Raw genomic sequence first — 26,679 nt, forward strand, 5'->3', positions numbered from 1 at the left:
TGGTGCGACTATGGAAAATATGAAGTATAGCGGGATTAAAAGCATAGGACTGATACCGTCTGATTGGCACACCGAACGAATTAAAAACATTTTGAGTTTACGCAGTGAGAAGAATAGCGGAGATCGGGAGCTCTTATCTGTTTATCTCGATAAAGGTGTTATTTCTTATAGCGACTCTACAGGAATGCAAGTACATAAGCCAAGTGCAGATTTATCAAATTATCAAAATGTCCATGTTGGTGATTTCGTTATGAACAATCAGCAGGCATGGCGTGGATCGGTAGGAGTTTCCAAATATGATGGGATAATCAGTCCTGCATATTTTGTGTTTGATTTGAGTGACAATTGCGATCCGGATTATATGAATTTTCTTTTAAGGGACGGATCGATGGTTCAACAATACGAAACTTCTTCCAGAGGTGTCGGAACTATCCAAAGGAATCTTTATGTATTGTGGTTCATGGAATCAATAGTGCCTATTCCTCCAATTACAACACAAAAAAGAATCGGAGCTTTTCTTGTAGATAAGTGTATGAAGATTGACGCTGTTGCAGCGGACATCCAATCTCAGATTGATGTTCTGGAGCAGTACAAACGTTCCGTTATTACTGAAACAGTTACAAAAGGATTGAATCCCAATGCAGAGATGAAGGACAGTGGAATTCAGTGGATTGGAGAGATGCCTATGCACTGGGATTGCATTCGTGGAAAGTACATCCTTCAATACCTGCAGAAACTGGTCAAAAAGGATGACGGCGTTATTACCTGCTTTAGAGATGGAGAAGTGACGCTTCGAAGCAATCGACGTGAGGACGGTTTTACGATGTCAGATAAAGAAATCGGTTATCAAGGCATCGATATTGGAGACCTTGTCGTACATGGTATGGACGGCTTCGCCGGTGCAATCGGCATTTCCGATTCTCGTGGCAAAGCGTCTCCGGTTCTCAATGTTCTCGGAACCGACCAGAACAAACGATATATTATGTACTACCTGAGAAGTATGGCTTATAGTGACGTGTTCCTTGCTTTGGCAACGGGAATAAGAGTTCGGTCATGCGATTTGCGGTGGAACAAGCTGGCGGAGCTGATGTATCCGGTGCCTCCTATAGAGGAGCAGGAAAAAATCGTAGAGCACATTGATTCGGTAATAAAGAAGACTGATGAAGTTATCGCCGATAAGAAAGAACAGCTCGAAACAATTGAGGAATACAAGAAGTCACTAATCTATGAGTATGTGACTGGTAAGAAAGAGGTGCCGGTAGCATGAAAGTAGAATATTCATACTATGGTGATATGCCGAGTTTGATTATAAAGGGCACCGATTTTGTAAAGGCGCTCAAGGATAGAGAAGAACTAAATCTATTGGAAATTGCGGTTGATGGGTTCTGCGCAAAATTCAGCGTAGTTTCTCATTTTGACGAGAGAGTAAATGATGCTATCAAACTGTGGTTGGATAAGACCGGTAATGTAATTTATACAATCAAAGAGCGCTGGCTTGGTAGAACACTAATGGATAGCTGGTGTGAGGTTTATGTTCTGAACGGGACACGCCTTGTTGAGGTCGTGTTCAGCGATGACAACGGCAGAAACTTTACACTAAGAGACACGAAGGAGGCGGGCATAGATGATTGATAATCCTTCAAGTGAAATATTAAAACAAGAGCAGAAAGAGCGTATCGAAGCCTATGCAGAGCGTCTGGCTGGCCACGCCTCTATTCTGTCAGAAAAAGAATATCAGCATTTCATTATGGAACGGCTGAACAAGGACAACGGCTATGTGATCCGAAAAGCGGTGAGCTATGACCGTCTCTTTGCCGTTGACCGGGAGATGCTGTTCAAGTTTCTAAATGCCACACAGCCTGACGAAATGGCTGCACTTCGGAAAATCTACAAGGATGATCTGGAAGATACGATTGTCAGCCTGATTAACACCGAGGAGACAAAAGCTCGCGGGAGCCTTCTTAATGTACTGAAACATGGTATTGAGATTTCCAACATGAAGCTGGAGCTCATGTATACCAAACCTGCCACGGACTTTAACAAAGACCTGCTGGCCAAGTATGAGCAGAACATCTTCTCTGTGATGGAAGAGGTCTGGGCAAGCGATGATGAGAGGATTGATCTTGTAATATTCCTAAACGGCCTCGCCATCATGTCCTTTGAGCTAAAGTGCAATGCCGCAGGACAGGCTGCTGAAGATGCAATCTTCCAGTATCGCACCCAGAGAAATCCCAAGACGAGACTCTTCCTGTTTAAGGCGGGTGTGCTCGTTAACTTTGCAATGGATCTGAACGAGGTCTATATGACCACAAAGCTTACAGGTGAGGACACCTTCTTCCTGCCGTTTAATATGGGCAATGGCGAAGGCGTAAATGCAGGTAAAGGCAATCCGGTATTTGAAGATCGGTACAGCGTTTCGTATATGTGGGAGGATATCCTGAAGAAGGATACTGTTCTCGACCTGATCTCAAAATTTATCTTTATTGAAACAAAGGAAGAAACTGACGAACTCACTGGAAAGACGAAGAGAAAGGAAAGCATCATCTTCCCGCGTTACCATCAGCTCGATGTAATCAGGAAAGTGCTGGCCGACGTTCGAGAGAATCGTACAGCGCAGAATTACTTGATCCAGCACTCGGCAGGTTCCGGCAAGACAAATTCGATTGCATGGCTTGCACACAGACTCTCCTCCCTGCACGATGCCGATAATAAGATCATCTTCGATAATATAGTCATCGTTACAGACCGTGTCGTTGTAGACCGTCAGCTGCAGGCAGCAGTCATGGGCTTGGAACATAAGGCCGGTCTTATTCGCGTTATGGACGATAAGTGCAATTCTGCCGATCTGGCGACAGCGCTGAAAGGTAATACAAAAATCATAGCTACGACTATTCAGAAGTTCCCTTACATTGTGGACAGTGTAGCAAACCTGAAAAAGAAGCACTTTGCGGTAATCATTGACGAAGCGCATTCATCGACCGCTGGTAAGGATATGGCGGCTGTGACAAAATCCCTTGGCTCCGATTACAGCATTTCCGAAGACATCGTTGAGGATGTCGAGGATGTAATCACAAAGGAAATCGGAAAGAATGGAAAGCAGCCAAACGTATCTATGTTTGCATTTACTGCCACGCCGAAGCCGACGACGCTTCAGCTGTTCGGTCGCGTTAATACAAAAGGCCAGCGTGAGGCATTCCACATCTACTCTATGAAACAGGCAATTGAAGAAGGCTTTATTCTGGATGTTCTATCGAATTATACGACATACGATACCTTCTATCGTATAAACAAGGAAATCGAAGAAGATCCTCGTTGCAAGACCGTGGACGCCAAGAGACAGATTGCCAGATTCGTGGAACTACATGACACGAATATCTCACAGCGTATTGAGGTTATCGTAGAGCATTTCAGGCAGAGTGTGATGACCGAGCTCGGCGGCATGGCCAAGGCAATGGTTGTTACGGCTTCTCGTCAGGGCGCGGTGAAATATCGTCAGGCGCTTGAAAGCTATATTACCAAGAAAGGCTATACAGATATTCACGCACTGGTGGCGTTTTCCGGTAAGGTAAAGCTGCCGGATGATGAGCAGGAATACAGTGAGCCTTCAATGAACGGTTTTCCGGAGGATAGACTTACAAAAGAATTCGATAAGGACGAGTACAATGTTTTGCTGGTAGCTAATAAATACCAGACTGGTTTTGACCAGCCGAAACTCTGCGCGATGTATGTCCTGAAAAAACTCAAAGGAGTATCAGCTGTGCAGACGCTTTCAAGATTAAACCGTATCTGCCCGCCGTTTGAGAAGCATACCTTTGTATTGGACTTCGTAAATACATATGACGACATCAAGGCTGCGTTTGCGCCGTACTACACGACGACGCTGCTCTCGAACTCTGTGACACCGACTGCCATTTATGATTTGGAAGCAAAGCTCGATGCTTATGCTGTACTCGATCCTGATGATATCGACAAGGCAAACGAACTGCTTTACAAGCCGAAGGTCACTGGGAAGGATAAGCAGAAGCTGACATTCTATTTTAACAAGACAAAGAATCTTATTGAGAAATACGAGCTGGTGAAGCAGGCTGAAATCGTCGCTATGATGCGTCACTTTGTACGTTTTTATGAGTTCCTGCTTCAGGCTTCCTGCTTTGAGGATGTTGATTTGCACAAGAAGTATAATTTTGTTCTTTACGTATTAGCGTATATCAACATCAAGCATCCCGGCGGTGGTTACGATTTGGACGGCAAGATAAAAGCAACAAACTTCGTGCAGAAAAAAGCCGAAGAACACGTCAAGTCCGATCTGGTTGCTCAGCCGGTTATGAAGCTTCCGACAGCAGAGAGCTTTAATTTGACGGAGGCAAAGGAAGAACGGTTGTCCCAGATTATAGCGGAGATCAATTCACGGACAGGTAAGTCCTATGATAATGACGTGGCCGTTAAAGCGATGCTGCAGATTCGGGACATAATGCTGAAATCAGAAAAACTGAAGACCAGTGCAAAAAACAATAGTGAGAAGGATTTCGAGTTCTCTTATTTCGATAACATCGATGATGCATTGATTGAAGGGCTTGATCAGAATCAGGACTTTTTCTCGCTCCTGCTCGGCAATGATGAGATAAAGCGTGAGGTGCTTGGCATCTTCGCAGAGGAAATATATAACAGCCTGCGTAAGGCATAAAGGAGGCAGCGGCAATGTTTGACAAATTCCGTCTGAAGGACGTACTCGTTGATTATAAGTTGGACTTTGTATCAAACGAGTGGGCAAATGAAAAATACAAATGGGAAGCCATCAAAGGCTTTCAGGATAATTGGGATGTGAACGCAGAGGATTTCGCAGGAATGCTTCATCGATCTCTGGATAAGACATTCAATCTGCTTGCATCCATGAATAATTTCCCGCGCCGGATGATTGAGGGATTTGCCAAGACCGCGCCGGAGGAAGTACGCGCGATGTTCATTGCGCTCTATGATGAGAGCAAGGATGTGTATGACCGCATTAAGGGCTTTAAGGATCAGGCCTCTATCATGCTTGAAAAGTATGGGAACGGTGCAGCACAGCACTACCAGTATGAAAATGCTATCAGTGTGTATTTGTGGCTCCGTTATCCGGACAAGCACTATATCTACAAATATGGTGAAGTAAAAACAGCTGCGGATGAGCTGGGGAGCGATTACACATTTAAGAAAGGCGCTTACGCAGAGAATATCAGAAATGCCATAAAGCTTTATGATGAAATCTGTGACGAGCTGAAACTGGATACAGAACTTGTGAATCTATTCCGTTCTCAGTTGACAGATACTTGTTACCCAGATCCGGAGTTAAAAACTCTGGCATTGGACGTTGGTTTTTATATCAGTCGTTACTACTCGCAGAAGAGTAGTGATGAAACACCCGTCCTTCCGGGAGAATGGTTCCCTGAAGATTATGAGCCCGGTCTAACGGTGGATGACTGGATTGCGCTTCTCGGCGATAAAGACGTGTTTACAGAGAATAGTCTGGAAATCATGCGCCGGATGAAAGATTACGGTGGACAGGCCACATGCACCCAGCTTTCCATCAAGTATGGCGAGACGAAGAATTTCTATAACAGCGGATCGGTAGCTTTGGCAAGAAGAATTGTTGAGAAAACTGGCTGCCCTGTTATGGAACGCAACAGTGAAAATGCCCGCTGGTGGACAGTTCTGTATGTTGGCAAGAGTGCTGGAAAGGATGAAGAAGGTAGCTATATTTGGAAATTAAGAAACGAGCTGGCTGAGGCACTTGATAAGATCGATTTGTCTCAGGTTCAACTTTATGCTGTTCCCGAAGGTGGAGATGATGATCACCACTACTGGTGGCTCAATGCCAATCCGAAGATCTGGAGCTTTTCCGGAATCGCTGTGGGTGAGGTTCAGGATTACACGCTCTACAACGAGAACGGAAACAAACGCAGAATATTCCAGAACTTCCTTGACGCTAAGCCCGGCGATATGGTTATCGGTTATGAATCATATCCGGTGAAGCAGATTGTAGCGATTGCCAAAATAAGCGCAGAGCAGGACGGCGAAAAACTGTATTTTGAGAAGACGGAAGGTCTCACATCTCCAATTGATTATCAGACACTTAAAGCGTGTCCGGAGTTGGAAAAAATGGAATACTTCGTCAATCCGCAGGGCAGCCTGTTCAAGTTAACGAAGGGTGAATTTGATTTCATTATGGATATGATCCGTGATGAGAATCCGCTGGCTCCGGAAAAGGCTATTGATACTTACACGAAGGATGACTTCCTCGAAGAAGTTTATATGACCGAGGGACGCTATGATCAGCTTGTTGCTGTCCTCAGAAATAAGAAAAATATTATCCTTCAGGGAGCTCCGGGTGTTGGTAAGACTTTTGCTGCGAAACGCCTCGCATACTCCATGATGGGAGAAAAAGACGAGGGTCGAATTGAATTTGTGCAGTTCCATCAGAACTATTCTTACGAGGATTTTATGATGGGCTATAAGCCGGTCGAGGATGGCTTTGAGCTGAAGAATGGTATTTTCTATCGATTCTGCCAGAAGGCAGCCAATCAGCCAGACAAGGATTACTTCTTTATCATTGATGAGATCAACCGTGGAAACATGAGTAAGATTTTCGGTGAACTCCTTATGCTTATCGAAAAGGATTATAGGGGTGTCAAGGCCACTCTTGCCTATAACGGGCTTCCGTTTGCAGTGCCGGAGAACCTCTATATTATCGGCATGATGAATACAGCAGACCGCAGCCTTGCGATGATAGATTATGCCCTGCGTCGTAGATTCAGCTTTTTGGAAATGGAACCGGGCTTTGATTCTGACGGATTCATTCAGTACCAGAAGAGCCTGAACAATGAGACTTTCAATGAACTTGTAGAGAAGGTCAAAGAGCTGAATAAGAAGATTGCGTCAGACAAATCGCTCGGAAAGGGCTTCTGCATTGGACACAGTTATTTCTGCGGTCACGATACTTGCACAGAAGAATGGCTGCATTCCATCGTAGATTTCGATATTCTTCCGATGCTCAGTGAATACTGGTTTGACGATACGGCGGAGCTGCAGCGCTGGGAAAACATCCTTCATGGAGTATTTCAATGACAAAGGATAAGAGCATATTCATCAAGAATATCTACTACATGCTCTCTTATGCCTTCACCACATTGCAGCAGTCGGATGACGATAAGATCGCCACGGAGGAATTTGAGAACATGCATAACCTGTTCGCGGCGATTCTCTCAAAAGGAATCGGGCGGCAGCTAAAGCAGGGGCTTTACCGGGAATACATGAACCGGAAGGAAGACCTGCCCGTCATGCGCGGCAAAATCGATATGCCGGGCACGATAAAAAACAAAATTGAAAAGAAGCAGCGCCTTACCTGTGAGTTTGACGAACTTTCGGAAAACAATCTTCTGAACCAGATACTGAAAACCACGGTCATGATCTTACTGCGCCATTCTGAAGTGGATGCGGAGCACAAAAATGATCTGAAAAAAGAGATGCTTTTCTTTTCCAATGTGGACGAGATTGAGCCTCTGGGGATCAAGTGGTCATCCATTCGGTTCCAGCGCAATAATCAGAGCTATCGGGTGCTTCTCAGTATTTGCCAGCTTGTGATTGAAGGGATGCTGCTGACGACAGATGACGGTGAATACAAACTGGCCTCCTTCGTGGATGACCAGAGAATGAATCGGCTATATGAGAAGTTCATCCTTGAGTATTACATCAAAGAGCATCCGGAAATAAAAGCAAGCGCCTCACAGATACCGTGGGCACTTGACGATGGTGTAGGCACGCTTCTTCCAGTAATGCAGAGCGACATCATGCTCGAAAGTAAGTCGGGAGATACGGTGCTCATCATCGATGCGAAATACTATACGCATACACTGGCGGAGAACCGTTTTAACGCCAGAATGCTTCATTCCGCCAATCTGTACCAGATCTTCACCTATGTCAAAAACAAGGATACTGATATGGGTGACGGAGAACATGCAGTGTCAGGTATGCTCCTATATGCAAAGACTGATGAGGAGCTGCAGCCGGACAACAGCTATCAGATGAGCGGAAACAAGATCAGCGTCCGGACGCTGGACTTGAATCAGGAGTTCCCGGAGATCGCAAAGCAGCTCGATGACATAGTGGCAGAGCATTTTGAATAGCAGAAAGAGTGAGTAACGAATGTACCAATTTGATGAGCCTCTTATCAGAGGCACAATGCTAAAAAGGAAAAGTCAGTTTACCGCTGTCGTTCAGATTGACGGCGAGGAGCTGATCGCGCATATACCGACCACTAACAGGATCGGTGACGTGGAGAATAAGAATCTGCCCTGTCTGCTTTCCTATCATCCAGATCCGAAACGCAAGCTGCATTATGACATTGAGGCCGTGCTGCTGTCGGACGATGATAACTGGGTAGGCATCAATCAGATCCTCTCCAACAGGCTGGTGGAGCATTTCTTCCGGGAGCATGAACTTGATAAAATTGTGGCGGAGTATGACGATATACAGAGAGAGGTCAAGCTCGGTATTTCCAAGCTGGACTTCAAGGTCGGAGATACATACCTTGAGGTAAAAACGCCGCTCACTACCATCAATGTGAAATATGGAAAGACCATCAAGACGCTGCCGCCGAAGCCGTTCTCATCGACAGACCGGATGGTGAAGCATGTGAACGAGCTGGCCGGTTCTCTTTCGGAACACGAGAGAGCAATCTTCCTGCAGGTGTATCAGTATCGCATCACCGAACGCAAGGAACGACTGCGCTCGACGCATTATGAGGAGGTCTCTGAGACGATCCACAGGGCTGCCGAACAGGGCGTGGAGTTCTGGGAAATCCAGATGGACTTTCGATCTGAGGGCGTGAGTCTTTATAGCGTGGAAAGAAGCACAGATTTATAGGAGGCAGCAGTATGCAGCACGAATGTAAGATAACAGTTCTGGAGACGAAGGTATTCCCGGATCTGCAGGAGAAGTATCTGGCTGATCCGAAGTCCGGTGCCTGTCCTTTCTTTAAGGCAGGAGATGAATTTATCTTGAAAAGAACGCCGCAGCAGGATGACTTTTATCATCTGATGGACGGCAAATTCTGCGGTGAAGCATGGGATGCCATCAGCCGGTATGTCTATACGGCCTTACAGGGCGGCTCGATAATGAAGAGCTGGACAAACGATGACCGTATGATGATCGCTTGCTGTAATGATGGTACCCGGCCTGTCATCTTCAAGATCGAGCGGATCGACATCCCGGAGACTGACAAAGAACGGGAGTGGCTGGAAAAACAGAACTTTAAGAATACAGTAGATGATGCCTATACGGGGTGAGGACATAACATGCAGATAATCACTTATCAGGAAAAATACAAACAGCAGGTCATTGACCTGATTCTGCACATACAGAACTACGAGGCGAAGATCAATCTTTCGCTTGAAGAACAGCCTGACCTGCTGGACATCCCGACCTGTTATGAAAAGGATGGCGGAGAGTTCTGGCTGGCCGTTGAGGATGATACGCTCATTGGCACCTTGGCGCTGATGAATAAAGGAAACGGTAATGCGGTTCTTAAGAAGGGCTTTGTTAGAGCGGACTATAGAAAACAAGGTATTCTTGGAAAGCTTTATGCGACGCTTCAGGAGTTCGCAAAGGAGCAGGGACTGACTACCTTTGTTTTTGATACTCCGTCCGTGGCCACGAACTGTCACAGCTTTTTTGAGAAGCGTGGCTATCGGCGAATAACAAAAGATGAGCTTCCTTTCCCGTATGAATACCCAGACAGGGATTCGTATCTGTACATGATGCAGATATAGAGTCGAGTGGATGGGAAATCACAGCTTTTCGGACATATTCCCTCAGAGCGATGAGTGGAGACGATTGGAAAATATGTGCGGCTGCATATATATAGTAGGGACAAGCACATCGACCTGTTTCCGAGAACGTCCGCGGCCCGTAAAATGGCTATTTTGAGGTCAAAAAAGCCGTAGATTTATTTCCGAGAACGAACGGGCTGATTTTCCGAGGATTTGACATCCATCTGGAGCAATCGAGCCATGTCGAGACTGTCTGTTTGCTCACAAAAGTACAGAAGTAAATAGTGAGAAAAGGCTTGAAATAAAGGATTTTTGAGTGCTTCGGAATAAAATAACGGAGCCTCAAAATTCCACTTCTTTGAGTGTTAGGAAACATATCAACGGTTAAATTCTCATAGGGTTGAGTTGACGGAATGAAAATGGGATAGTTGGGTTGATAGGATTGATGTGAAGAATAGACCTGTTTGGGGTCTTATTTTTTTTGACTTTGAGTAGGAGCGTGCGAGAGTAGAACTGATTGAAAAAATGGTGCAAAAAACAAATTTACTATTAGAATTGTTCCATCAAAGATATTAAGTGGTTCGGTGTAGAAAAATATAAAAGCGATGGTTGAGAAAACCAGCCAATCCATGCTTTTTGCCACCGTTTAACAATGCTTAATAAAAATCAAAAAATCCAAAGTTTGTAGAATTGAGTTTACAAACTTTTAGTTGCTTCCATATCGACAGCTTGATGTCATGTGACTGACCATCATTGATAAGTTCATCATATTATTGCTGTACTTCTCAATGAACCTCTTGATTTTACATTTGCCATCAGGTATAATGTGATTGCGAACTTGCATAATAATATAGACAAGTTATCAATGGAGGCTGCTATGGAGATTAAAAGAGATTCCTATCTGAAGCAGTTGATAGGCTACGCATGGGACGGACAGGTGAAGGTTATTACCGGGGTGCGCCGGTGCGGAAAGTCTTATTTGCTGCGTACACTGTATAAAAACTACCTATTGGAAAACGGCGTAAAAGAAGATCATATTATCGTCATCGAGCTTGACCTTGCGAAGGACATCCGCTATCGGAACCCATTGGAACTGACAGCATATGTGAAGGAACGCATTGGTGATAAGGAAGGGCAGTTTTATCTGTTCGTGGACGAAATTCAGATGTCAGACGAGGTTCCAAACCCCTATAACCCAAGTGGAAAGCCCATCACTTTTTACGACGCGCTCAATGATCTGAAAACTCTCTCCAACCTTGACGTCTATGTAACCGGAAGCAATTCACGGATGCTGTCCAGCGATATTCTGACCGAATTTCGCGGTCGTAGTGACGAGGTGCGCGTACACCCGCTTTCTTTTGCGGAGTATTATGCCGCAGTCGGAGGCGATAAAGCGGATGCCTTTGACAACTATGCCTTTTACGGCGGGATGCCGCTTATTCTCTCAAGGCCGGATGATGAGGCACGGATGGCTTATCTGAAAGCACTGTTTACAGAGGTCTATATCAAAGACATTGTGGAGCGGAAAAAGATCACCCGCATAGATGTACTGTCTGATATCCTTGACCTGCTCTGTTCCTCTGTGGGGTCACTTACCAACCCGAACAACGTGGCAAATGCGATCAACTCCATGCAGAAGCTGAAGAGCAAGGATCAGATCGCCCCAAATACCGTGAAATCCTATATGGCCCATCTGGAGGACGCCTTTCTTTTCAGTGAGTGTAAACGCTATGATGTGAAGGGCAAGAGTTATTTTGAATATCCAAACAAGTACTATTGCGAGGATATCGGACTTCGGAACGCCAGGATAGGATTCCGGCAGCAGGAAATGACGCACATCATGGAGAACATCATCTATAATGAACTGGTCATTCGTCGTGCCAGCGTGGATATTGGAATCGTATATTCCAACGATAAAGATGAAAAAGGAAAACAAAAACGGATCGCAAGGGAGATTGACTTTGTTGTCTCCAAAGGCGGCAAAAAGGTGTATATCCAGTCTGCCTATGCCATGGAGAATCCAGAAAAAATCAATACCGAGATGAGGCCGTTTTCCCTGACTGGCGACTCATTCCCGAAAATCGTGGTGCGTCACGATGTCAGAAAACGGTGGTATGACGATAACGGCGTGCTGAACATAGGAGTCATTGATTTTCTCCTTGATGACAGCTTGTTTTGAATAATCGCACCTTTGCCTCTTGTTCAAAGCTGGCGTATGCTAAAAGTCACTAAAAGAACAGGAGGGAAACGATGATCTTCTTTACAGCAGATACGCATTTCGGCCATGCCAACATTATTCGTATGTGCGGGCGACCATATTCAGATATTGAGGAGATGAACGAGGCATTTATTACGTTATGGAACAGTCGTGTGAGCGGCGGCGATACCGTGTACATCGTTGGAGATATGTTCTTTCGCTGCACCGATCCGGAGTCGATTTTGCAGCGGCTCAAGGGAAAGAAGCGGCTGCTTCTCGGCAACCATGACGGCTCCTGGACGGGAAAGGTGGACCTTTCCCGGTATTTTTCCAGCGTGGATACCCTGCTCGAAATCTCTGATGGCAAGCACGGTCTGACCCTGTGCCACTATCCGCTTCTCACATGGAAGCACGCAAAGCGGTCCTATATGATCCACGGGCACATCCATAACGATACCAGCGCAGATTACTGGCCGCTGCTCTGCAGGCGTGAACGGGTGCTGAACGCCGGTGTGGACATTAACGGGTATCAGCCGGTTACGTTTGACGAGCTGCTGGCGAACAACCAACAATGGAAGAAGGAGAACGGGGGTGAATGGGAATGACGTATCTGACAGGTGATACCCACGGCAACTTTACACGTATCGAGGCATTTTGCCACCAGATGGAGACAAAAAGATCGGACACGATGATTATCCTGGGTGACGCCGGTTTCAATTATTACCTTGGGAAAAAGGACATCCGGGCAAAGGAATATGCCAGCAGATTTCCCATCACGCTGTTCTGTATCCACGGCAATCATGAGGCACGCCCTCAAACCATTCCCTCTTATCAGGAAGGCGAGTATTACGGTGGAAAAGTTCTTTACGAAGAAGATTTCCCGAACCTTCTTTTTGCAATAGACGGTGAAACCTATGAGTTTGACGATTATCAGTGCGTCGTGATAGGCGGGGCCTACAGTGTGGATAAGTATTATCGGCTTAGCAAAGGGTGGCGCTGGTGGCCGGACGAACAGCCTGACGAGGAAATAAAGCGCAAAGTAGAAGCAAAACTGGATATGATGAGCAACAGGATCGACATTGTTTTGAGCCACACCTGTCCCCTGAAATATGAGCCTAAAGAAGCCTTCCTCCCCAGCCTCGATCAAAGCACGGTGGATAAGAGCACGGAGATATGGCTTGGAGAAATCGAGGCAAGGCTCGATTACAGGAAGTGGTACTGCGGCCACTACCACACACGCAAAAGCGTTGAAAAAGTGCAGTTCATGTTTGAGGATTTCGATGTGATTTCTGTTAAGACACTGAAACCTCAAATTTAACGTATATATGAATCCTGCTAAATTACGTACATAATAAGGCTTCCAGATCAATGCATAGCCCTATAGTGCCTGAAATACTGGCTTTGCGCAATATTTTGTATTCGAAACCCTTGATTTAGCACTACATATCTGGTACACTTATTACGTAATTAACGTATATATTCGAGGTACCAAAATGAGCATTCCGCAATCGATCAAGGAGAAAAAGCCTGCACAATTCGGAGCGGTGGAGATCCGCCGATTCGGTGACGACAAATATTATGTCTACCAGATCTCATCCAAATGGGATCCCGAAAAGAACCGTCCGAAGAAGGTAACTGGCAAAAGCATTGGCAAGATCACCGAGGCTGACGGGTTCATCCCTAATGCCAACGGACTGAGGCTGATGGCAAAGATGCACATCGCCCCTGATGTGGCACCAGTAGTAAAGAACTATGGCGCATATGAGTTGATGCAGCAGCTCTCTCCTGATCTCAGTGATCAGATCAAGACATTCTTCCCGAACATGTTCCGGGAGATAAGAACGATCTCACTGATCAGACTCGTGGACAGGGTCTCGTCTGCAAAGATGATCCAGCCGGTTTTCCTTGACTCATATATGAGTGACATTTGCGGGGACATCGCAGCATCTGAGACATCCGTGCGCAGATTCGTTTCTAAGCTTGGCACCATGCAGGATACCATCGATGCATTCATGAGGTCCCGTGTCATGCCGAGCACGACTCTGCTGTTTGACGGCACTTCGATCTTCTCAAGGTCGCAGGACTCGCTGGCGGTCAAAGGATACAATCCTGATCACAGCCGGAACACTCAGGCTCGCATGCTGTATGTTTTTGAGAAGGATACTCACATGCCGGTCTTCTACCGCATTCTTCAGGGATCGATAGTTGACAAGACGGCATTCATCGATACGGTAAAGGCGTCCGGGTGCAGGGACTGCATCATCATTGCAGATAAGGGTTTCTACTCAAAGAGGAACCTTTCTGTGCTGATGGAGGCTGGGATGAAATATATCCTGCCTCTGCAGGACAACACCGTGAATGTTGAAAATTCCTTCTATGAAGACAAAGACGACAACAAATTCGATGATGTGTTTTCCTACAACCACAGGCCTGTCTGGTACCGAAAGAAATCCAGCGGTAACAAGGGCAACTTCATATACACGTTCCGTGACGACATACGCAAGGCAGAGCTTGTCGAACGCTATGTGGTCAAGGCTGAGAATGACTACGGCGAAGAAGACCGTAAGCCAAAAGATGTCCTCAAGCAGATCCGTATGGGATACTTCTCATTCTGCAGCAATCTCGACGTGGAGCCGCAGGAGATATATCTTGCGTACAAGCAGCGCTGGGATATTGAGCAGTGCTTCGATTACCTGAAGAACAGCGTCATCTGTTCTGCATCTCATGCACGCACAGATGATTACTTCCGTGGCTGGGCGTTCCTGAACCATATAAGCCTGTTGTATTATTATGGCTTGCTCAATGCACTCAGAAGCACCGGGCTTGACGAACGCTATTCAGCCGAGGATGTCCTGAAGCTGGTAAAGAACATCTACAAAGTCGATGCCGGCGATGCCGAAGGGTACCGCGTTTCAGCTATCCAGAAGAAGACTCATCGTGTGCTGAACACACTCGGAGTCGACCTATTACGTGAAAACTAATGTTTCAGTGTTAAGAACAAAAAGTGCCACATGTAACAGATTGGCTGGTTTTCAGATGAGGATCAGCCAGTTTTTATCTTCTACAGTAAAGATTTTAATAGTTATGAAAGTGTGTGACGATCTGGCAGAGCCAAACTGCTGCACTTGAAGCTGTAAAAAAATATGGCTCTTCATCAGCATGTGTGGGTGACTGAAGTGCCGTGACCCTTGAAAACAATTGAAAAAGCATACAATTTCCTGTAGGATATTTTTTGCAACAAAAATCTCTTACGTAAAGGAATCTGTATGCTTACCAAAACAATACTCAAAAAAGCACTGAATGTCAAGCACACTGCCATCGATAATGTAACTTTTGGTTCGGACGATTCGATTATCGTCCGTGTCCGCCCGACGAAGGGCGAACAATGCCGCTGCGGCAAATGCGGCCGGAAAGCTCCGAGATATGATGCCGGCAGCGGGATCAGGCGCTGGCGGACCTGTGACATGAACACGCATAAAACGTATCTGGAGTCAGAGGTCTATCGGGTCAACTGCCCCGAGCATGGTGTTGTTGCCTGTGCTGTTCCATGGGCCAGGCACGACTCGGCATTCACATACGATTTCGAGCATATGACTGCATGGGTCGCGGTGAACTGTTCCCGTAAGGTAACGGCTGAGTTCATGCGGATCTCATGGAACACTGTCGGTCCGATCATCAGTCGGATCCGGCAAGATGCGGACTTCGATCCAAAGAGCCGTTTCGATGGACTGGTGAACATCGGCGTCGATGAGACCAGCTACAAGAAGGGCCACAAATATATTACGGTCATTGTGAACCATGATACCGGCAAGGTCATCTGGGTTCACGAAGGACATGGAAAAGGTGTCTTCTCCCTGTTCTTCAAGCAGCTGACAAAGGAGCAGAGAGCTTCTATACAGCTTGTTTCCGGCGACGGCGCCAAATGGATCCAGTCCTGTATAGATGAATACTGTCCCGATGCCGAACGCTGCATTGATCCCTTCCATGTTGTCCAGTGGGCCATGGAAGCTCTGGACAAAGTCCGCGCTGCCGCCTGGAACGATGCCCGTAAGAAGGTCTCTTCTGAGACGAAGCGCAAACCGGGAAGGCCATCCGGGGATACGCCAAAGCCGGATACCACAGCGAAGGACATCAAATCCAGTAATTTCGCTCTTGGAAAGGCTCTGGAGAACCTGACCGAGAAGCAACGGGCGAAGCTTGAACTGATTGCCAGGAAAGACAACCGCCTGTACCGGGCATACTTTCTGAAGGAAGAACTGCGGCTGGTGTTCCATTACGGATTGGATGCAGGGAAGGAACAACTGAATCGCTTCATCAAGTGGGCACAGCACTGCAGGATCCCGGAGTTCGTGGAACTGCAGCGAAAGATCCGCCGGCACTACGATGCAATTCTGGCAACTCTGGAGCACAAGCTGTCCAATGCGCGCATTGAGGCAGTCAACAACAAGATCAAGCTGACGATCCGTATGGCTTACGGATTCAGAAACATTGACAACATGATGGACATGATCATGCTGCGATGCTCAGATATCGAGGTGAGTCTGCCGTGGAAAGGTCAGATTCTGACCCACACATGTTGTTGATGCCTCATATATGCTTAGTGCAACAGCCCCTTCCTTCGTTTTAATCTTCTTTAAAGAATTCTTTTTCCAGCCCTCTGACCAATCCAGCCACATCAGCGCATTGAACTGTTCCTCAGGGAACAGAGACAATAAAGAGATCATGTTGACAAGATGGGTTGCTGAGAGTAGTATAATGATAGGTGGGATATCCCACATATAGCTTGGAGGTGAATACTATGGAGGCGATCAAAGACTATACGGTGCATATCGATAGTAAGAAGAGAGTTACGCTTAGAGGTGCACAGTACCAATATTATAATGTCAAGGAATACAAGAACGGATGCATCATGTTGGAACCGCGGGAATTGACTGTTCCGGAGGGTATTTCGCAAGAGACTATAAGAGACATGGACAGGGCAATTGAAAACTTCAAAAAAGGGAAGGTTTCCACTGCTATTGATCTTTCTGATTTCTAGGAAGGGATACCCGAATGGGATACGCAATACGAATGGGAATTCCAGAAATGGAAGAGTTATGGAATTCTTTACAAAAGCAATATAGGGATGGTTCCATTAATAAAAAGGATAGGGAGCTGTATAAGAAATGGGGTAATGCATTAAAGAAATTGTCAGAGGACCCTATGTATCCCAGTCTTAGATCTCATGAAATAGAGGATTTATCAAGACGCTATGGAATGAAGGTCTGGCAGTCCTATCTGGAAAACAAAAAAGTGGGGCAAGAAGAATGTATTGGGTTTATGGACCAGATCGTCAGGAGATAACGATCATTGGTCTTGAGCCTCATCCTGAGAATACTAAAAATGGAGCATATGACAGGATAAAACTGTCAGGGCTGTGACATTTAAATTGTGTAACAGCTTTTGCAATAGAAGCGAAAAGTTGTTTAATTGCGAGCACTGACCGATATGGCCGGCGCTTTTTTCATGTCTTTCAGCACATCTATTATGCTGGGAGGCAGAATGCGGGCAATTGGATGGGAAGACTATGGACAACTTTACAGATATTGTCCATTGATGGAATGCTGTGAAACATTGTTTATTGACGCGGTTCATATCATTTGCTAATATTCCTATATGGACAAATGCCCATATTTTATAAGGAAGCAAGTCGAAGTTATATCATTGAGTTTCCTTCCAGAACGCTCCCTGGTCTGGAAAAATTTTTTATAAGGAAAGCACGAAAACAGAATCATGAAATTAGATCAGATGAATCACAACCGGAATTTTACCAGGCGCCTGCTGAATGATTGTACCGAAGCACTCATAGATTTATTACAGAAAAAGTCCCTTGAAGAGATCACGGTTGGTGAACTGTGCGCAAAGGCAAATTATCCCCGTTCAACATTCTATAACTATTTCGAGGATATCTACGTTTTGATGGATTATTGCTGGGAATCCATCACTGAGTCCATGCAGATTACGGATTTTCAGAGCATCAGGCATGATGAACGGACCCTGGTATTATTCAGCCGTGTCTACGATTACATAGATTCGCACCGCGACAGCATTGAAAAGCTTTTGAAACATAATGTTACTGACGGGGCAATGCTCCAGTCTCTGGACAGATATATCCGCAAGCTGGTTTACCGAATGGTAACGGAATGTCCTCTTTCCTATAAATTTCCGCTGCCCAATGACTTTGTTGCCCGACATTACAGCAATACCGTCCAGATGATTCTGTCCGCCTGTTTGCTAGATGATCAGATATCTAAAGCCGAGGCAGCTTCTTACATAGATTATCTGCTCGGAACACTTGAAAAGGAGAACACACACGAATGATTATTTATTTCAGTGCCACAGGCAATTCCAAATATGTTGCGGAGCAACTGGCAGAGGATAGAGAACGACTTATTTTTATTCCGGATGCCGTCGATCAGGGAAACTATGTATTTACGGTTGAACCAGATGAAAGAGTGGGTATTATTTCTCCGACTTGCTGTTGGACGCTTCCTGGCATAGTTGAGGATTTCCTGAAAAAGATGGAAGCTTGTCATTGAACGTGATAAGATTACAACAGAAAATGCGAATCTTACGCATGGACACGGAAACCTGAATCTGAAAACATTCAAGCCGTTTGCAAAGAATCCGCCGATAGCAAAAGTGTTCCGAGAAATCGGACTTGCTGATGAACTGGGAAGCGGCATGCGTAACAGCTATAAGTACACGAAGTTGTATTCCGGCGGAGAGCCTGTCTTCACGGAGGCAGATGTCTTTACGACGATTATTCCTCTATCCGAGGTTGCAACGGCTACGGTCGGTCCGACTAACTCAGGTACCCCACAAGATACCCCTTAAGTCGCCCCACAAGATACCCCTCAAGATTTGGAACAAAGGCTGTCACAGTTGACTGAATTTTGTAGTATGCCGCGGAGTAAACGCGAGATGATGGATTATGTTGGCCTTACGGACAGTAAAAATTTCAGAGAGATATCTTGTTCCTTTACTTGAGGCAAGAAAAATAGAAATGACGATACCGGATAAGCCGAACAGTAAGAACCAGAAATATAAAAAAGTGAACATTGAAGATTAAAAAGCAATCATTGGAGACAGAAACCATATATTGAACAGGGGAAGCATGTTGAAGCCGTAGCTCTGATGTCACGGGCGAGAGCGAAGTGAGACCGGCGGCACGTCTCATGCAAAGCCTGCCCGCGAGGAACAAGTATGATTTAGAGGTAAAGAAGATATGAATGAATTTTATAACAAGCTACAAAAGCAATTGGAGCGGATGACTGAAAAGGAAAAGGACTCGTGGATTCTGTCGCAGGCAAAGATACTTCCTGATTGGAAACAGGAGGATTTTTACAAAAGTATCTGCGGAACTAAAAAGATTATCAGTATGCCGGAACAAGACGATATTAAGACATTTTGCGAAAAGGTTAAAAACGGAGATATTTTTGTAGAGTATGAAACTCATTATGTTGAGTTTGATGATTATGGTCATTTCCACGACGACTGGGAGCATGATTTTTACGACCCGGAACATGCCATGAGTTTTATCTCATCTGTTATCAGCGGCTGCCATGACTTATGTGTTCTGGAAGAGTATGAAGATGCATTCAAAATACTGGATGATATCATAAGGCTCGAGTTTGTCATTGTTGATCACCCTGATACGGATGATACCTGTGCAGACGAATATATGGATTTGGACATGGCAATTCATGAGCGGATACTGGAACTTAACAGAGATGATCTTCTAAAGGATTATATTAAGTCGTGCAGAGAACACTCGAAAAACCAAGATTATGTAGCAGAGAAAATTGTTGATGCCTTTGAGATGACACTGTTTAGGAATTGCAAGACAGACTACTGCATTACGATTACTGAAAAGGACCCTCTTTTGACAGAATTAAAGATGAGGTTGGAAGAAGAACAGAAACGACTTGAAAAAGAGTTCTGCGAAAAGAGTAAGCAGGATAAATACTACTGGGATGAATTCAGAGACAGGGAGCGTATTCGGCACATAAGTACGCTGGTTGAGTACTTTTCGATTTGCGATAAATGGAAGTAATACAATGAGATTTTCATATCCGGCTATTTCACAACAAAAGAAGGAAAGGACCATTCCGTCATTTCCCCCGATCCGGAAGGCAGCTGCACCTGTGGAGACGACATGAATGACGCCTTGTACATGACAGGCGATGTTCGCACCTTCACATTATTCAGTTATGAGAAAAAAGGAGAAATTATAATAAGGCAAAAAACCTTTCCGCTCCAGAATGGCTTAACGAATCCGCTACGGCTGCGGAAAAGGATTGTCATCACAGGGCAGCCCTTCCTTTGTTAAGCTGTAAACATTTTGTTAATTTTAACGACAATGCGTTGATACCAGGTATGATTTTGCATATACTGTAACCAGAACCTGCTCAGTTAAGCCGATGGAAAGAAGGCGACATGGTGGGCAGACACTGAGTTGTTGAGTTATGCGGAGTATTACGAGTTATACGGAGTATCAGGATCAGCATATGAGGGAAAGAAAATTCAGCGTCCCCTCCGGCGCGATGACGTTTATTTTGCTAATGGGAATTGTCAGTCTGTTTTCGGACATGACTCACGAAGGGGCCCGGAGCATTCTGGGAGAGTATCTGAATCTGACCGGCGCATCGGCGGCAACCATCGGCTTTGTTTCCGGCGTCGGTGAGCTGTGCGGATACTCGCTGCGGCTGCTCTCCGGTTTCCTTGCGGACAAAAGCCGGCGCTACTGGACGCTGGTGATTTTCGGTTATACTCTGCAGGTGCTTGCGATTCCGGCTCTGGCGCTGGTTCCGGAGAACGGCTGGATTCTCGCCTGCGGGCTGGTGATTCTGGAGCGCATCGGCAAGGCGGTGAAGAAACCGGCGAAAAACACACTGGTGAGTTTCGCGGCCAGCGAGGTGGGAACCGGGAAGGGTTTCGCGTATCAGGAATTCCTGGATCAGCTCGGCGCATTCCTGGGCCCGGTGATTTTATTTGTCATTACGCTGATCAAGGGGACGGGAGAACTTTTTTCCGCCTATCGCCTGTGTTTTGCCGCTCTTGGGATTCCGGCGGCTGTCACGGTCGCACTCGTTCTTTTTGCACAAAGGAAATACCCCCATCCGGAGGTCTTTGAAAAGGATGAAGAGGAACAGACTGAGTTCCGCTTCCGCCCGGCTTTTGTGCTCTACATGGCTGCGATCTGTCTGTTTGCGTTCGGTTTCGCGGACTTTACGCTGATTACTCTTCATGCAGCCCGGACGCACGCTTTTCCCACGGCGACCCTGAGTCTTCTGTATGCGGGAGCGATGGCGGTAGACGCATTCGCTGCCCTGTTCTTCGGCTGGCTGTTTGACAAAATCGGTCTGCGCGCGCTGATCCTTTCGACCCTGTGCAGTGCATTCTTTGCGGCGTTTATCTTTCTGAGCGCGAATCCCTGGTCGATGGCGTTCGGGATTTTTCTCTGGGGCATCGGCATGGGCGCGCAGGAAAGCATCATGAAGGCCGCCGCCAGCAAAATCATTCCCAAGTCCATGCGTTCCACCGGTTTCGGCATTTTCGAGACAGGCTTCGGCATCGCCTGGTTCCTGGGCAGCTGGCTGCTTGGCGCCCTGTACGACATCGCACCGCTGTATCTGGCCGCAGTCTCCGCCGCCGCCCAGCTTCTGGCCGTTGTGTTCTATCTGCTCTGCATCCGCCAGAGCGCTGCCATGAAGCAATAACCTTCATCAATTTACTGCCACGAGGAGACAGCATCCACCAATCTATGACTACGAAGCGATAACATTCACCAATCCGCCACCGTGAAACTGCATCATTCACCAATCTACGACCGCAAATCGATATCGCAATAAGACGATTTGATTTTAGGCACAAAGCATATTACATAGCGCTTCGCGCTGATAGCTTAGCCAGAGAACGTTTCGTTGATTTTCCGATGAGTTTACGACGATTTTCCGAACAGGCGACTTTTTGAACGAATATATGGTAAATAAATACCATGTAAAAGCTCCGGCACGGTAAACCCTTGTATTCTAATTGCCAATTATTTGAAAATAACGTATAATATGAATAGATCTCCTTTAAAGGGTATCGGTTGAGTGAGTTTAAAACTGCGGTAAATCAGAGCAGGGCGGAGATAATATTGAGAATTGTGGATAAGCATGTTATGTCGTTATGGGCAAAAAAAGAGGAGAAAAATGGGATTTTTTTCTGGCTGCCTCTGATGGTCCATCTGAAAGATACTATGGATGTGTCCAGATGGCTTTTTGAACACTGGCTCAGTGATAGTCAGCGGGAACTGTGCAGAAAAGGCCTCAAAGGCATGGGAAACAGGGAGGCAGTAACCCCTGACCTTGCAAGTGATCTAGCCTCATTTCTGGGAGGGATACACGACCTTGGAAAAGCCACTCCGGCATTTCAGACAAAAAAAGGGTTCAGCAATTCAAAAACACTTGATGATGAACTGAAGGAAAAGCTGGAAAGAGCAGGACTTTCAGGAATATCCACCGTCAATCTGCGGTATGCGGGTTGTTCTCCACATTCTCTCGCTGGAGAATATCTTCTGAAAAAATTCGGGATTGGTGACGATATAGGCTCTATTATCGGAGGACATCACGGAAAACCAGTCGACAGTCTCCGGGATATATTGAATCAGAGTGAATATGAAGCAAATTATTTTCAGTCCAATGATTTACGAAGTTCGGTCCGTGCTTTGTGGTTAGCCGCTCAGAAGGAGACATTTGAATGGGCGCTGCGTGAAAACGGCTTTTCTGATAAAGATGATCTTCCGAAGATCCCGGAACCCGTGCAGGTTATATATGAAGGCCTTATTATCATGGCCGACTGGATAGCGAGCAACTCCGATTATTTTCCGTTGATAAATATAGATAGAGAAATAACGGAAAATCCTGAAAACCGCCTTCGGATGGGTATAAGTAAATGGGCTGGGGATACTCCTCTTCAAACAGACTCATATCCGGGGAAAGATCAGCTATTTATTGATAGATTTGGATTTGCCCCAAGAGAGTTTCAGAAGGCAGTATACGAAACAACAGAATCGATCAGAAAGCCCGGAATCATGATTCTGGAAGCGCCTATGGGAGAGGGAAAGACGGAAGCTGCTCTTGCGGTGACAGAACTGATGATGACAAAGACAGGATGTAGCGGACTATTCTTTGGGCTCCCCACCCAGGCAACATCTAACGGAATGTTCAGCAGAATTGAAGAATGGCTAGGCAGTCTCGCAAAGTATCATGATGCCTTTCAATCTCTCAGACTTTCCCACGGAAAAGCGGCTTTGAACGAAGATATGAACAGGCTCCGGAAGCATGCGGACCAGGTCAATACCGACGGATCACACGACGAGAATGTTTATATTAACGAGTGGTTCTCCGGAAGAAAAAAGGCCATGCTAGATGATTTTGTCGTAGGAACTGTAGACGGATTTCTACTTTTGGCGCTTAAGCAGAAGCATCTTGCATTGAGACATCTCGGATTCAGTAAAAAGGTAGTGATTGTTGATGAAGTGCACGCATATGATGCTTACATGCAGCAGTACCTGGAAGAAGCAATTAGATGGATGGGTGTGTATGGAGTTCCTGTGATACTCGTTTCGGCAACTCTTCCGCCTGAGAAACGTGAAGCATTCATTGAAACATATCTTAGGGGAACGGGAATGAAAAAAAGTGATATGAGATTTCCCGAAGTTTCTGCAAACAGTTATCCGCTCATAACCTACACCGACGGACAGAATGTTCTGGTAAAGGATGATTTCAGGGAAGGAGAAAACAAGGAAATTCATATCAGGAAACTGGACAATGATGACCTTCTTGAAACGGTCTCGAATCTCCTGGCAGAGGGAGGAGTTGTCGGGATAGTAGTCAACACGGTAAAAAGAGCCCAGGAAATTGGAAAGAAATGTAAGGACAGATTCGGTAGCAATACCGTGGAAATACTCCATTCGTCTTACATAGCGGCGGATAGAGTGAGAAAAGAATCAGATCTAATAAATGAGATAGGGAAGAACGGAAAACGTCCTGAAATGAAGATAGTCATTGGAACGCAGGTAATAGAGCAGTCCCTCGATATCGACTTCGACGTGATGGTTTCAGATCTGTGCCCTGTAGACCTTCTGCTTCAGCGGGCTGGAAGACTTCATAGGCACGATATTGACCGCCCGGAGAAACTGAAAGAACCTGTTCTTTATGTAATGGGAACGAATCAGGAATTTAAGTTCGCCCGCGGATCAGAAATGGTTTACGGAAAGTATTTCCTGATACGTACTCAGCATTTTCTGCCGGATACCATCCGGGTTCCATCCGATATCCCGGTCTTGATACAGGAAGTTTACGGGGATGAGGACCTGAAGTTGGACGGTTCTCTAAAGGAAAAATACGAAGAAGCAAAGAGAAAGCAGCAAATCGAAATAGAGGAAAAGAAAAGCAAGGCTCAACAATTCAAGATAGATCATCCGAATCCGAACAAGACTTTAATTGGATGGCTCAGAGAAATGGATATTTCAGAGACCGAAGAAACAGCGGCGGCACAGGTCAGGGACATCCAGGAGACCATAGAAGTGATAGCGGTAAAGAAGACTGGAAACGGGTACGGGACATTTAAAGATAACGTGGATGTCTCAGGAAGGATCTCCGAAACAAGAATATCAAAAGACCTTGCCGGACAGACCATTCGCATCCCAGGCCACATCATAAGAAAGCAGGGAATATCCCATGAGATAAAGTGGCTCGAGGATTATAACAGGAAAAGTCTTTCCGAGTGGCAGAAAGAACCGTGGCTCAAAGGGGAGCTCGGAATTATCTTCGATGAGGATGGGACGTTTGATCTGAATGGAACAGAACTTAAATATGATAACGAGTACGGACTTAGAGAGGTCAAAGAGGTAATAGATGAAAAGATTTAATCTTGTAAGCGAGCCGTGGATAGCGGTGATGGAAAAGGAAAGCGACGAGATAAGGGAAATATCTCTGTCGGAACTCTTTATAAATACGGGGAAATACAGATGCCTTTCAGGGGAAATGGAGATCCAGAATTTTGCGGTAATGAGAATGATCCTCGCCGTGATCCATACCGTTTTCTCAAGGTTCGATGTCAACGGAGATCCACTTTCCGGTATTTCTCTGGATGACAGATATGTTCAGACTGAAAATGTGAATGAAGATGATATTGAAGAATACGCAGAGGCGGCCAAGGGAAATTGGTTCAAACTGTATTCAATGGATTTCTTCCCCGAAATAGTAAATGAGTATCTTGAAAAGCAGAAGGACAGGTTCTTCCTCTTCAGTGACAAGAATCCCTTCTATCAGGTGGATCCGGAAGAAATGAAAGTGCTCATAAAAGAATGCAATAATGATGATTCGACTTCCGTGATGGGGAAAAACCTGAACAGGACAATATCTGAAAGCGAACACGTCAAGGCGTTCTTCGCTCCTGTGATCGGGGAAGTGATTGGAAAGAAAACCGACAATACATCGACAAAGGATCTGATGTCTGAATCAGAATTCGCAAGATGGCTTATAACATATCAGGAATATGCCGGAACAGGAGACAAGGCAAGCCTTGTCAGAGAGGTAAACGGCGTAAAGCAGAGCACAGCAAGCGGATGGCTATACGAGATAGGAGGAGTTTATCTGAAGGGAAAGGATCTTCACGAAACGCTCGTTCTGAACTACATCCCGGTGATACCTGTGGAAGGATTCATCGGATACATCCAGAGGCCATGCTGGGAGAAAAGCGGCATTGATAACGTCAGAAAAATATGTGATGAGATATTCATAGATAATTATGCCGAACTGTACACGAACTGGAGCAGAGCGCTCAGCATAAAGCCTGACATGGATATGGATGGTCCGGTATCGGTCAGTGCCATCAAGCTGCCAGGAATAACCAAAAATAGCAGATCGATAGAACCTATGACCGTATGGAAATATCACGATTCTGGGAAATACAAAGGCGTGTTCCGTCCAGCAAGACACAAGGCGGAAAAGTCGCTGTGGAGGTCGTTCGGAGCGGTTGTGCTGCCTTCATTTTCTGACGGTAAGGAAAAGCACATTCGGCCGAGGATATTTGACCAGTACGAGCTTCTGTCACAGGCAAGCGGCGAACGGTGGACGGATATAGAAGGAATTGGTCTTATTGATAACGGGCAGCAGGCTTCGCTGACACCTGTGGATGAAGTTTATGATAGCTTCCAGGTCAATGACCTTATACTGACAGACCAAGCTACTGACGGATGGATAACGAGAATAGCCGATGCGGTGGAAACCACCAAAGCAGCTATATCCGAATACGAACTTTATTTCAGGCACATCTATGAGATAAGAGGACTCAAGGATGATATCTGTAGAAAAAGGGCGGTGGACAGGGCCGAAGAAATCTACAGTCAGTTGGACCTAGAATTCAAGTCCTGGCTTGCTTCCATAGAGCCGGGAATGAGTAAAGACGATAAAATCGGGGACTGGTATTCATACCTGAAAAAGATACTGACAGCGGAGGCGGAGTTCGTATTTGAAAATTGCTCTACAAGAGATATGAAAGGCATCAAGAAAAACGGCAGAACAATGAACATCACTACAGAATACAACCTGTTTATACGAAAACTGAACAAGATCTTGTGAGGAG

22 protein-coding genes are annotated in these 26,679 nt (G+C 45.8%); all 22 read left to right on the forward strand.

What is annotated here, in order from left to right:
• Positions 1–10: 10 nt before the first annotated feature.
• The 22 genes from BHK98_RS11565 (at position 11) to BHK98_RS11670 (ending at position 26,675) form a co-directional block, all read left to right on the forward strand.
• Complete coding sequence (locus tag BHK98_RS11565) at positions 11–1,267, forward strand: restriction endonuclease subunit S (RefSeq protein ID WP_075714398.1); 1,257 nt, start codon at positions 11–13, stop codon at positions 1,265–1,267.
• Positions 1,264–1,632 carry a hypothetical protein gene (locus tag BHK98_RS11570; protein WP_075714400.1) on the forward strand — a complete coding sequence of 123 codons (369 nt, stop codon included), beginning with the start codon at positions 1,264–1,266 and terminating at the stop codon, positions 1,630–1,632. Before BHK98_RS11565 ends, BHK98_RS11570 begins: the two co-directional genes overlap by 4 nt.
• Positions 1,625–4,684 carry a type I restriction endonuclease subunit R gene (locus BHK98_RS11575; RefSeq protein ID WP_192846825.1) on the forward strand — a complete coding sequence of 1,020 codons (3,060 nt, stop codon included), beginning with the start codon at positions 1,625–1,627 and terminating at the stop codon, positions 4,682–4,684. The genes BHK98_RS11570 and BHK98_RS11575 overlap by 8 nt, the downstream gene beginning before the upstream one ends.
• 14 nt (positions 4,685–4,698) lie before the next feature.
• Positions 4,699–7,101 (forward strand): AAA family ATPase, encoded by a 2,403-nt coding sequence (locus tag BHK98_RS11580; RefSeq protein ID WP_075714402.1) that lies wholly within the window; start codon positions 4,699–4,701, stop codon positions 7,099–7,101.
• Positions 7,098–8,159: a 5-methylcytosine-specific restriction endonuclease system specificity protein McrC gene (mcrC, locus tag BHK98_RS11585; protein WP_075714404.1), complete on the forward strand. Its 1,062-nt coding sequence runs from the start codon at positions 7,098–7,100 to the stop codon at positions 8,157–8,159. Before BHK98_RS11580 ends, mcrC begins: the two co-directional genes overlap by 4 nt.
• A gap of 55 nt (positions 8,160–8,214) precedes the next feature.
• Positions 8,215–8,898, forward strand: coding sequence for a DNA/RNA nuclease SfsA (locus tag BHK98_RS11590; protein ID WP_158024498.1), 684 nt, complete (start codon positions 8,215–8,217; stop codon positions 8,896–8,898).
• Between the two features lie 11 nt (positions 8,899–8,909).
• On the forward strand, positions 8,910–9,320 hold the full coding sequence (locus BHK98_RS11595; RefSeq protein WP_075714407.1) for a TIGR04076 family protein: 411 nt from the start codon (positions 8,910–8,912) through the stop codon (positions 9,318–9,320).
• Positions 9,321–9,329: 9 nt separating this feature from the next.
• Complete coding sequence (locus BHK98_RS11600; RefSeq protein WP_075714408.1) at positions 9,330–9,803, forward strand: GNAT family N-acetyltransferase; 474 nt, start codon at positions 9,330–9,332, stop codon at positions 9,801–9,803.
• 877 nt (positions 9,804–10,680) lie between these two features.
• Positions 10,681–11,982 carry an ATP-binding protein gene (locus BHK98_RS11605; protein ID WP_075714409.1) on the forward strand — a complete coding sequence of 434 codons (1,302 nt, stop codon included), beginning with the start codon at positions 10,681–10,683 and terminating at the stop codon, positions 11,980–11,982.
• 71 nt (positions 11,983–12,053) lie between these two features.
• A complete protein-coding gene (locus BHK98_RS11610) occupies positions 12,054–12,605 on the forward strand; it encodes a metallophosphoesterase (RefSeq protein WP_075714410.1) in 552 nt (183 codons plus the stop codon).
• On the forward strand, positions 12,596–13,318 hold the full coding sequence (locus BHK98_RS11615) for a metallophosphoesterase family protein (RefSeq protein WP_342718821.1): 723 nt from the start codon (positions 12,596–12,598) through the stop codon (positions 13,316–13,318). The genes BHK98_RS11610 and BHK98_RS11615 overlap by 10 nt, the downstream gene beginning before the upstream one ends.
• Before the next feature lie 175 nt (positions 13,319–13,493).
• Positions 13,494–14,981, forward strand: coding sequence for a transposase (locus BHK98_RS11620; RefSeq protein WP_075712257.1), 1,488 nt, complete (start codon positions 13,494–13,496; stop codon positions 14,979–14,981).
• Positions 14,982–15,266: 285 nt separating this feature from the next.
• The gene (locus tag BHK98_RS11625) at positions 15,267–16,583 is read left to right on the forward strand and encodes an ISL3 family transposase (protein ID WP_075714411.1); all 1,317 of its coding nucleotides are present in this window, start codon (positions 15,267–15,269) and stop codon (positions 16,581–16,583) included.
• Positions 16,584–16,798: 215 nt separating this feature from the next.
• The gene (locus BHK98_RS11630; RefSeq protein ID WP_075714412.1) at positions 16,799–17,038 is read left to right on the forward strand and encodes a hypothetical protein; all 240 of its coding nucleotides are present in this window, start codon (positions 16,799–16,801) and stop codon (positions 17,036–17,038) included.
• 14 nt (positions 17,039–17,052) lie between these two features.
• A complete protein-coding gene (locus BHK98_RS11635) occupies positions 17,053–17,343 on the forward strand; it encodes a hypothetical protein (RefSeq protein ID WP_245796885.1) in 291 nt (96 codons plus the stop codon).
• A gap of 429 nt (positions 17,344–17,772) precedes the next feature.
• The gene (locus BHK98_RS11640; protein WP_075714413.1) at positions 17,773–18,360 is read left to right on the forward strand and encodes a TetR/AcrR family transcriptional regulator; all 588 of its coding nucleotides are present in this window, start codon (positions 17,773–17,775) and stop codon (positions 18,358–18,360) included.
• A complete protein-coding gene (locus BHK98_RS11645; RefSeq protein ID WP_075714414.1) occupies positions 18,357–18,578 on the forward strand; it encodes a flavodoxin domain-containing protein in 222 nt (73 codons plus the stop codon). The genes BHK98_RS11640 and BHK98_RS11645 overlap by 4 nt, the downstream gene beginning before the upstream one ends.
• Before the next feature lie 395 nt (positions 18,579–18,973).
• Entirely contained in the window at positions 18,974–19,111 is a 138-nt protein-coding gene (locus tag BHK98_RS14095; RefSeq protein ID WP_417448548.1) for a Fic family protein, read from the forward strand.
• A 156-nt stretch (positions 19,112–19,267) separates the two neighbouring features.
• Entirely contained in the window at positions 19,268–20,095 is an 828-nt protein-coding gene (locus tag BHK98_RS11655) for a hypothetical protein (protein WP_075714415.1), read from the forward strand.
• A gap of 454 nt (positions 20,096–20,549) precedes the next feature.
• Positions 20,550–21,761 (forward strand): MFS transporter, encoded by a 1,212-nt coding sequence (locus tag BHK98_RS11660; RefSeq protein ID WP_075715178.1) that lies wholly within the window; start codon positions 20,550–20,552, stop codon positions 21,759–21,761.
• A gap of 374 nt (positions 21,762–22,135) precedes the next feature.
• Positions 22,136–24,961 carry a CRISPR-associated helicase Cas3' gene (cas3, locus tag BHK98_RS11665; RefSeq protein ID WP_245796887.1) on the forward strand — a complete coding sequence of 942 codons (2,826 nt, stop codon included), beginning with the start codon at positions 22,136–22,138 and terminating at the stop codon, positions 24,959–24,961.
• A complete protein-coding gene (locus BHK98_RS11670) occupies positions 24,948–26,675 on the forward strand; it encodes a type I-E CRISPR-associated protein Cse1/CasA (RefSeq protein ID WP_075714416.1) in 1,728 nt (575 codons plus the stop codon). The genes cas3 and BHK98_RS11670 overlap by 14 nt, the downstream gene beginning before the upstream one ends.
• The last annotated feature ends 4 nt before the right edge of the window (positions 26,676–26,679 follow it).

Source organism: Hornefia porci (assembly GCF_001940235.1).
Classification (GTDB): domain Bacteria; phylum Bacillota; class Clostridia; order Peptostreptococcales; family Anaerovoracaceae; genus Aminicella; species Aminicella porci.

What these genes read in the sequence shown, in the direction of transcription:
- BHK98_RS11605 (WP_075714409.1), top strand. Translation starts at nt 10,681, where the DNA reads ATGGAGATTAAAAGAGATTCCTATCTGAAGCAGTTGATAGGCTACGCA.
- BHK98_RS11615 (WP_342718821.1), top strand. Translation starts at nt 12,596, where the DNA reads ATGGGAATGACGTATCTGACAGGTGATACCCACGGCAACTTTACACGT.
- BHK98_RS11620 (WP_075712257.1), top strand. Translation starts at nt 13,494, where the DNA reads ATGAGCATTCCGCAATCGATCAAGGAGAAAAAGCCTGCACAATTCGGA.
- BHK98_RS11580 (WP_075714402.1), top strand. Translation starts at nt 4,699, where the DNA reads ATGTTTGACAAATTCCGTCTGAAGGACGTACTCGTTGATTATAAGTTG.
- BHK98_RS11635 (WP_245796885.1), top strand. Translation starts at nt 17,053, where the DNA reads ATGGGATACGCAATACGAATGGGAATTCCAGAAATGGAAGAGTTATGG.
- BHK98_RS11595 (WP_075714407.1), top strand. Translation starts at nt 8,910, where the DNA reads ATGCAGCACGAATGTAAGATAACAGTTCTGGAGACGAAGGTATTCCCG.
- BHK98_RS11625 (WP_075714411.1), top strand. Translation starts at nt 15,267, where the DNA reads ATGCTTACCAAAACAATACTCAAAAAAGCACTGAATGTCAAGCACACT.
- BHK98_RS11670 (WP_075714416.1), top strand. Translation starts at nt 24,948, where the DNA reads ATGAAAAGATTTAATCTTGTAAGCGAGCCGTGGATAGCGGTGATGGAA.
- BHK98_RS11630 (WP_075714412.1), top strand. Translation starts at nt 16,799, where the DNA reads ATGGAGGCGATCAAAGACTATACGGTGCATATCGATAGTAAGAAGAGA.
- BHK98_RS11640 (WP_075714413.1), top strand. Translation starts at nt 17,773, where the DNA reads ATGAAATTAGATCAGATGAATCACAACCGGAATTTTACCAGGCGCCTG.
- BHK98_RS14095 (WP_417448548.1), top strand. Translation starts at nt 18,974, where the DNA reads ATGTTGGCCTTACGGACAGTAAAAATTTCAGAGAGATATCTTGTTCCT.
- BHK98_RS11575 (WP_192846825.1), top strand. Translation starts at nt 1,625, where the DNA reads ATGATTGATAATCCTTCAAGTGAAATATTAAAACAAGAGCAGAAAGAG.
- BHK98_RS11645 (WP_075714414.1), top strand. Translation starts at nt 18,357, where the DNA reads ATGATTATTTATTTCAGTGCCACAGGCAATTCCAAATATGTTGCGGAG.
- BHK98_RS11600 (WP_075714408.1), top strand. Translation starts at nt 9,330, where the DNA reads ATGCAGATAATCACTTATCAGGAAAAATACAAACAGCAGGTCATTGAC.
- BHK98_RS11570 (WP_075714400.1), top strand. Translation starts at nt 1,264, where the DNA reads ATGAAAGTAGAATATTCATACTATGGTGATATGCCGAGTTTGATTATA.
- BHK98_RS11565 (WP_075714398.1), top strand. Translation starts at nt 11, where the DNA reads ATGGAAAATATGAAGTATAGCGGGATTAAAAGCATAGGACTGATACCG.
- BHK98_RS11655 (WP_075714415.1), top strand. Translation starts at nt 19,268, where the DNA reads ATGAATGAATTTTATAACAAGCTACAAAAGCAATTGGAGCGGATGACT.
- mcrC (WP_075714404.1), top strand. Translation starts at nt 7,098, where the DNA reads ATGACAAAGGATAAGAGCATATTCATCAAGAATATCTACTACATGCTC.
- BHK98_RS11610 (WP_075714410.1), top strand. Translation starts at nt 12,054, where the DNA reads ATGATCTTCTTTACAGCAGATACGCATTTCGGCCATGCCAACATTATT.
- BHK98_RS11590 (WP_158024498.1), top strand. Translation starts at nt 8,215, where the DNA reads ATGCTAAAAAGGAAAAGTCAGTTTACCGCTGTCGTTCAGATTGACGGC.
- BHK98_RS11660 (WP_075715178.1), top strand. Translation starts at nt 20,550, where the DNA reads ATGAGGGAAAGAAAATTCAGCGTCCCCTCCGGCGCGATGACGTTTATT.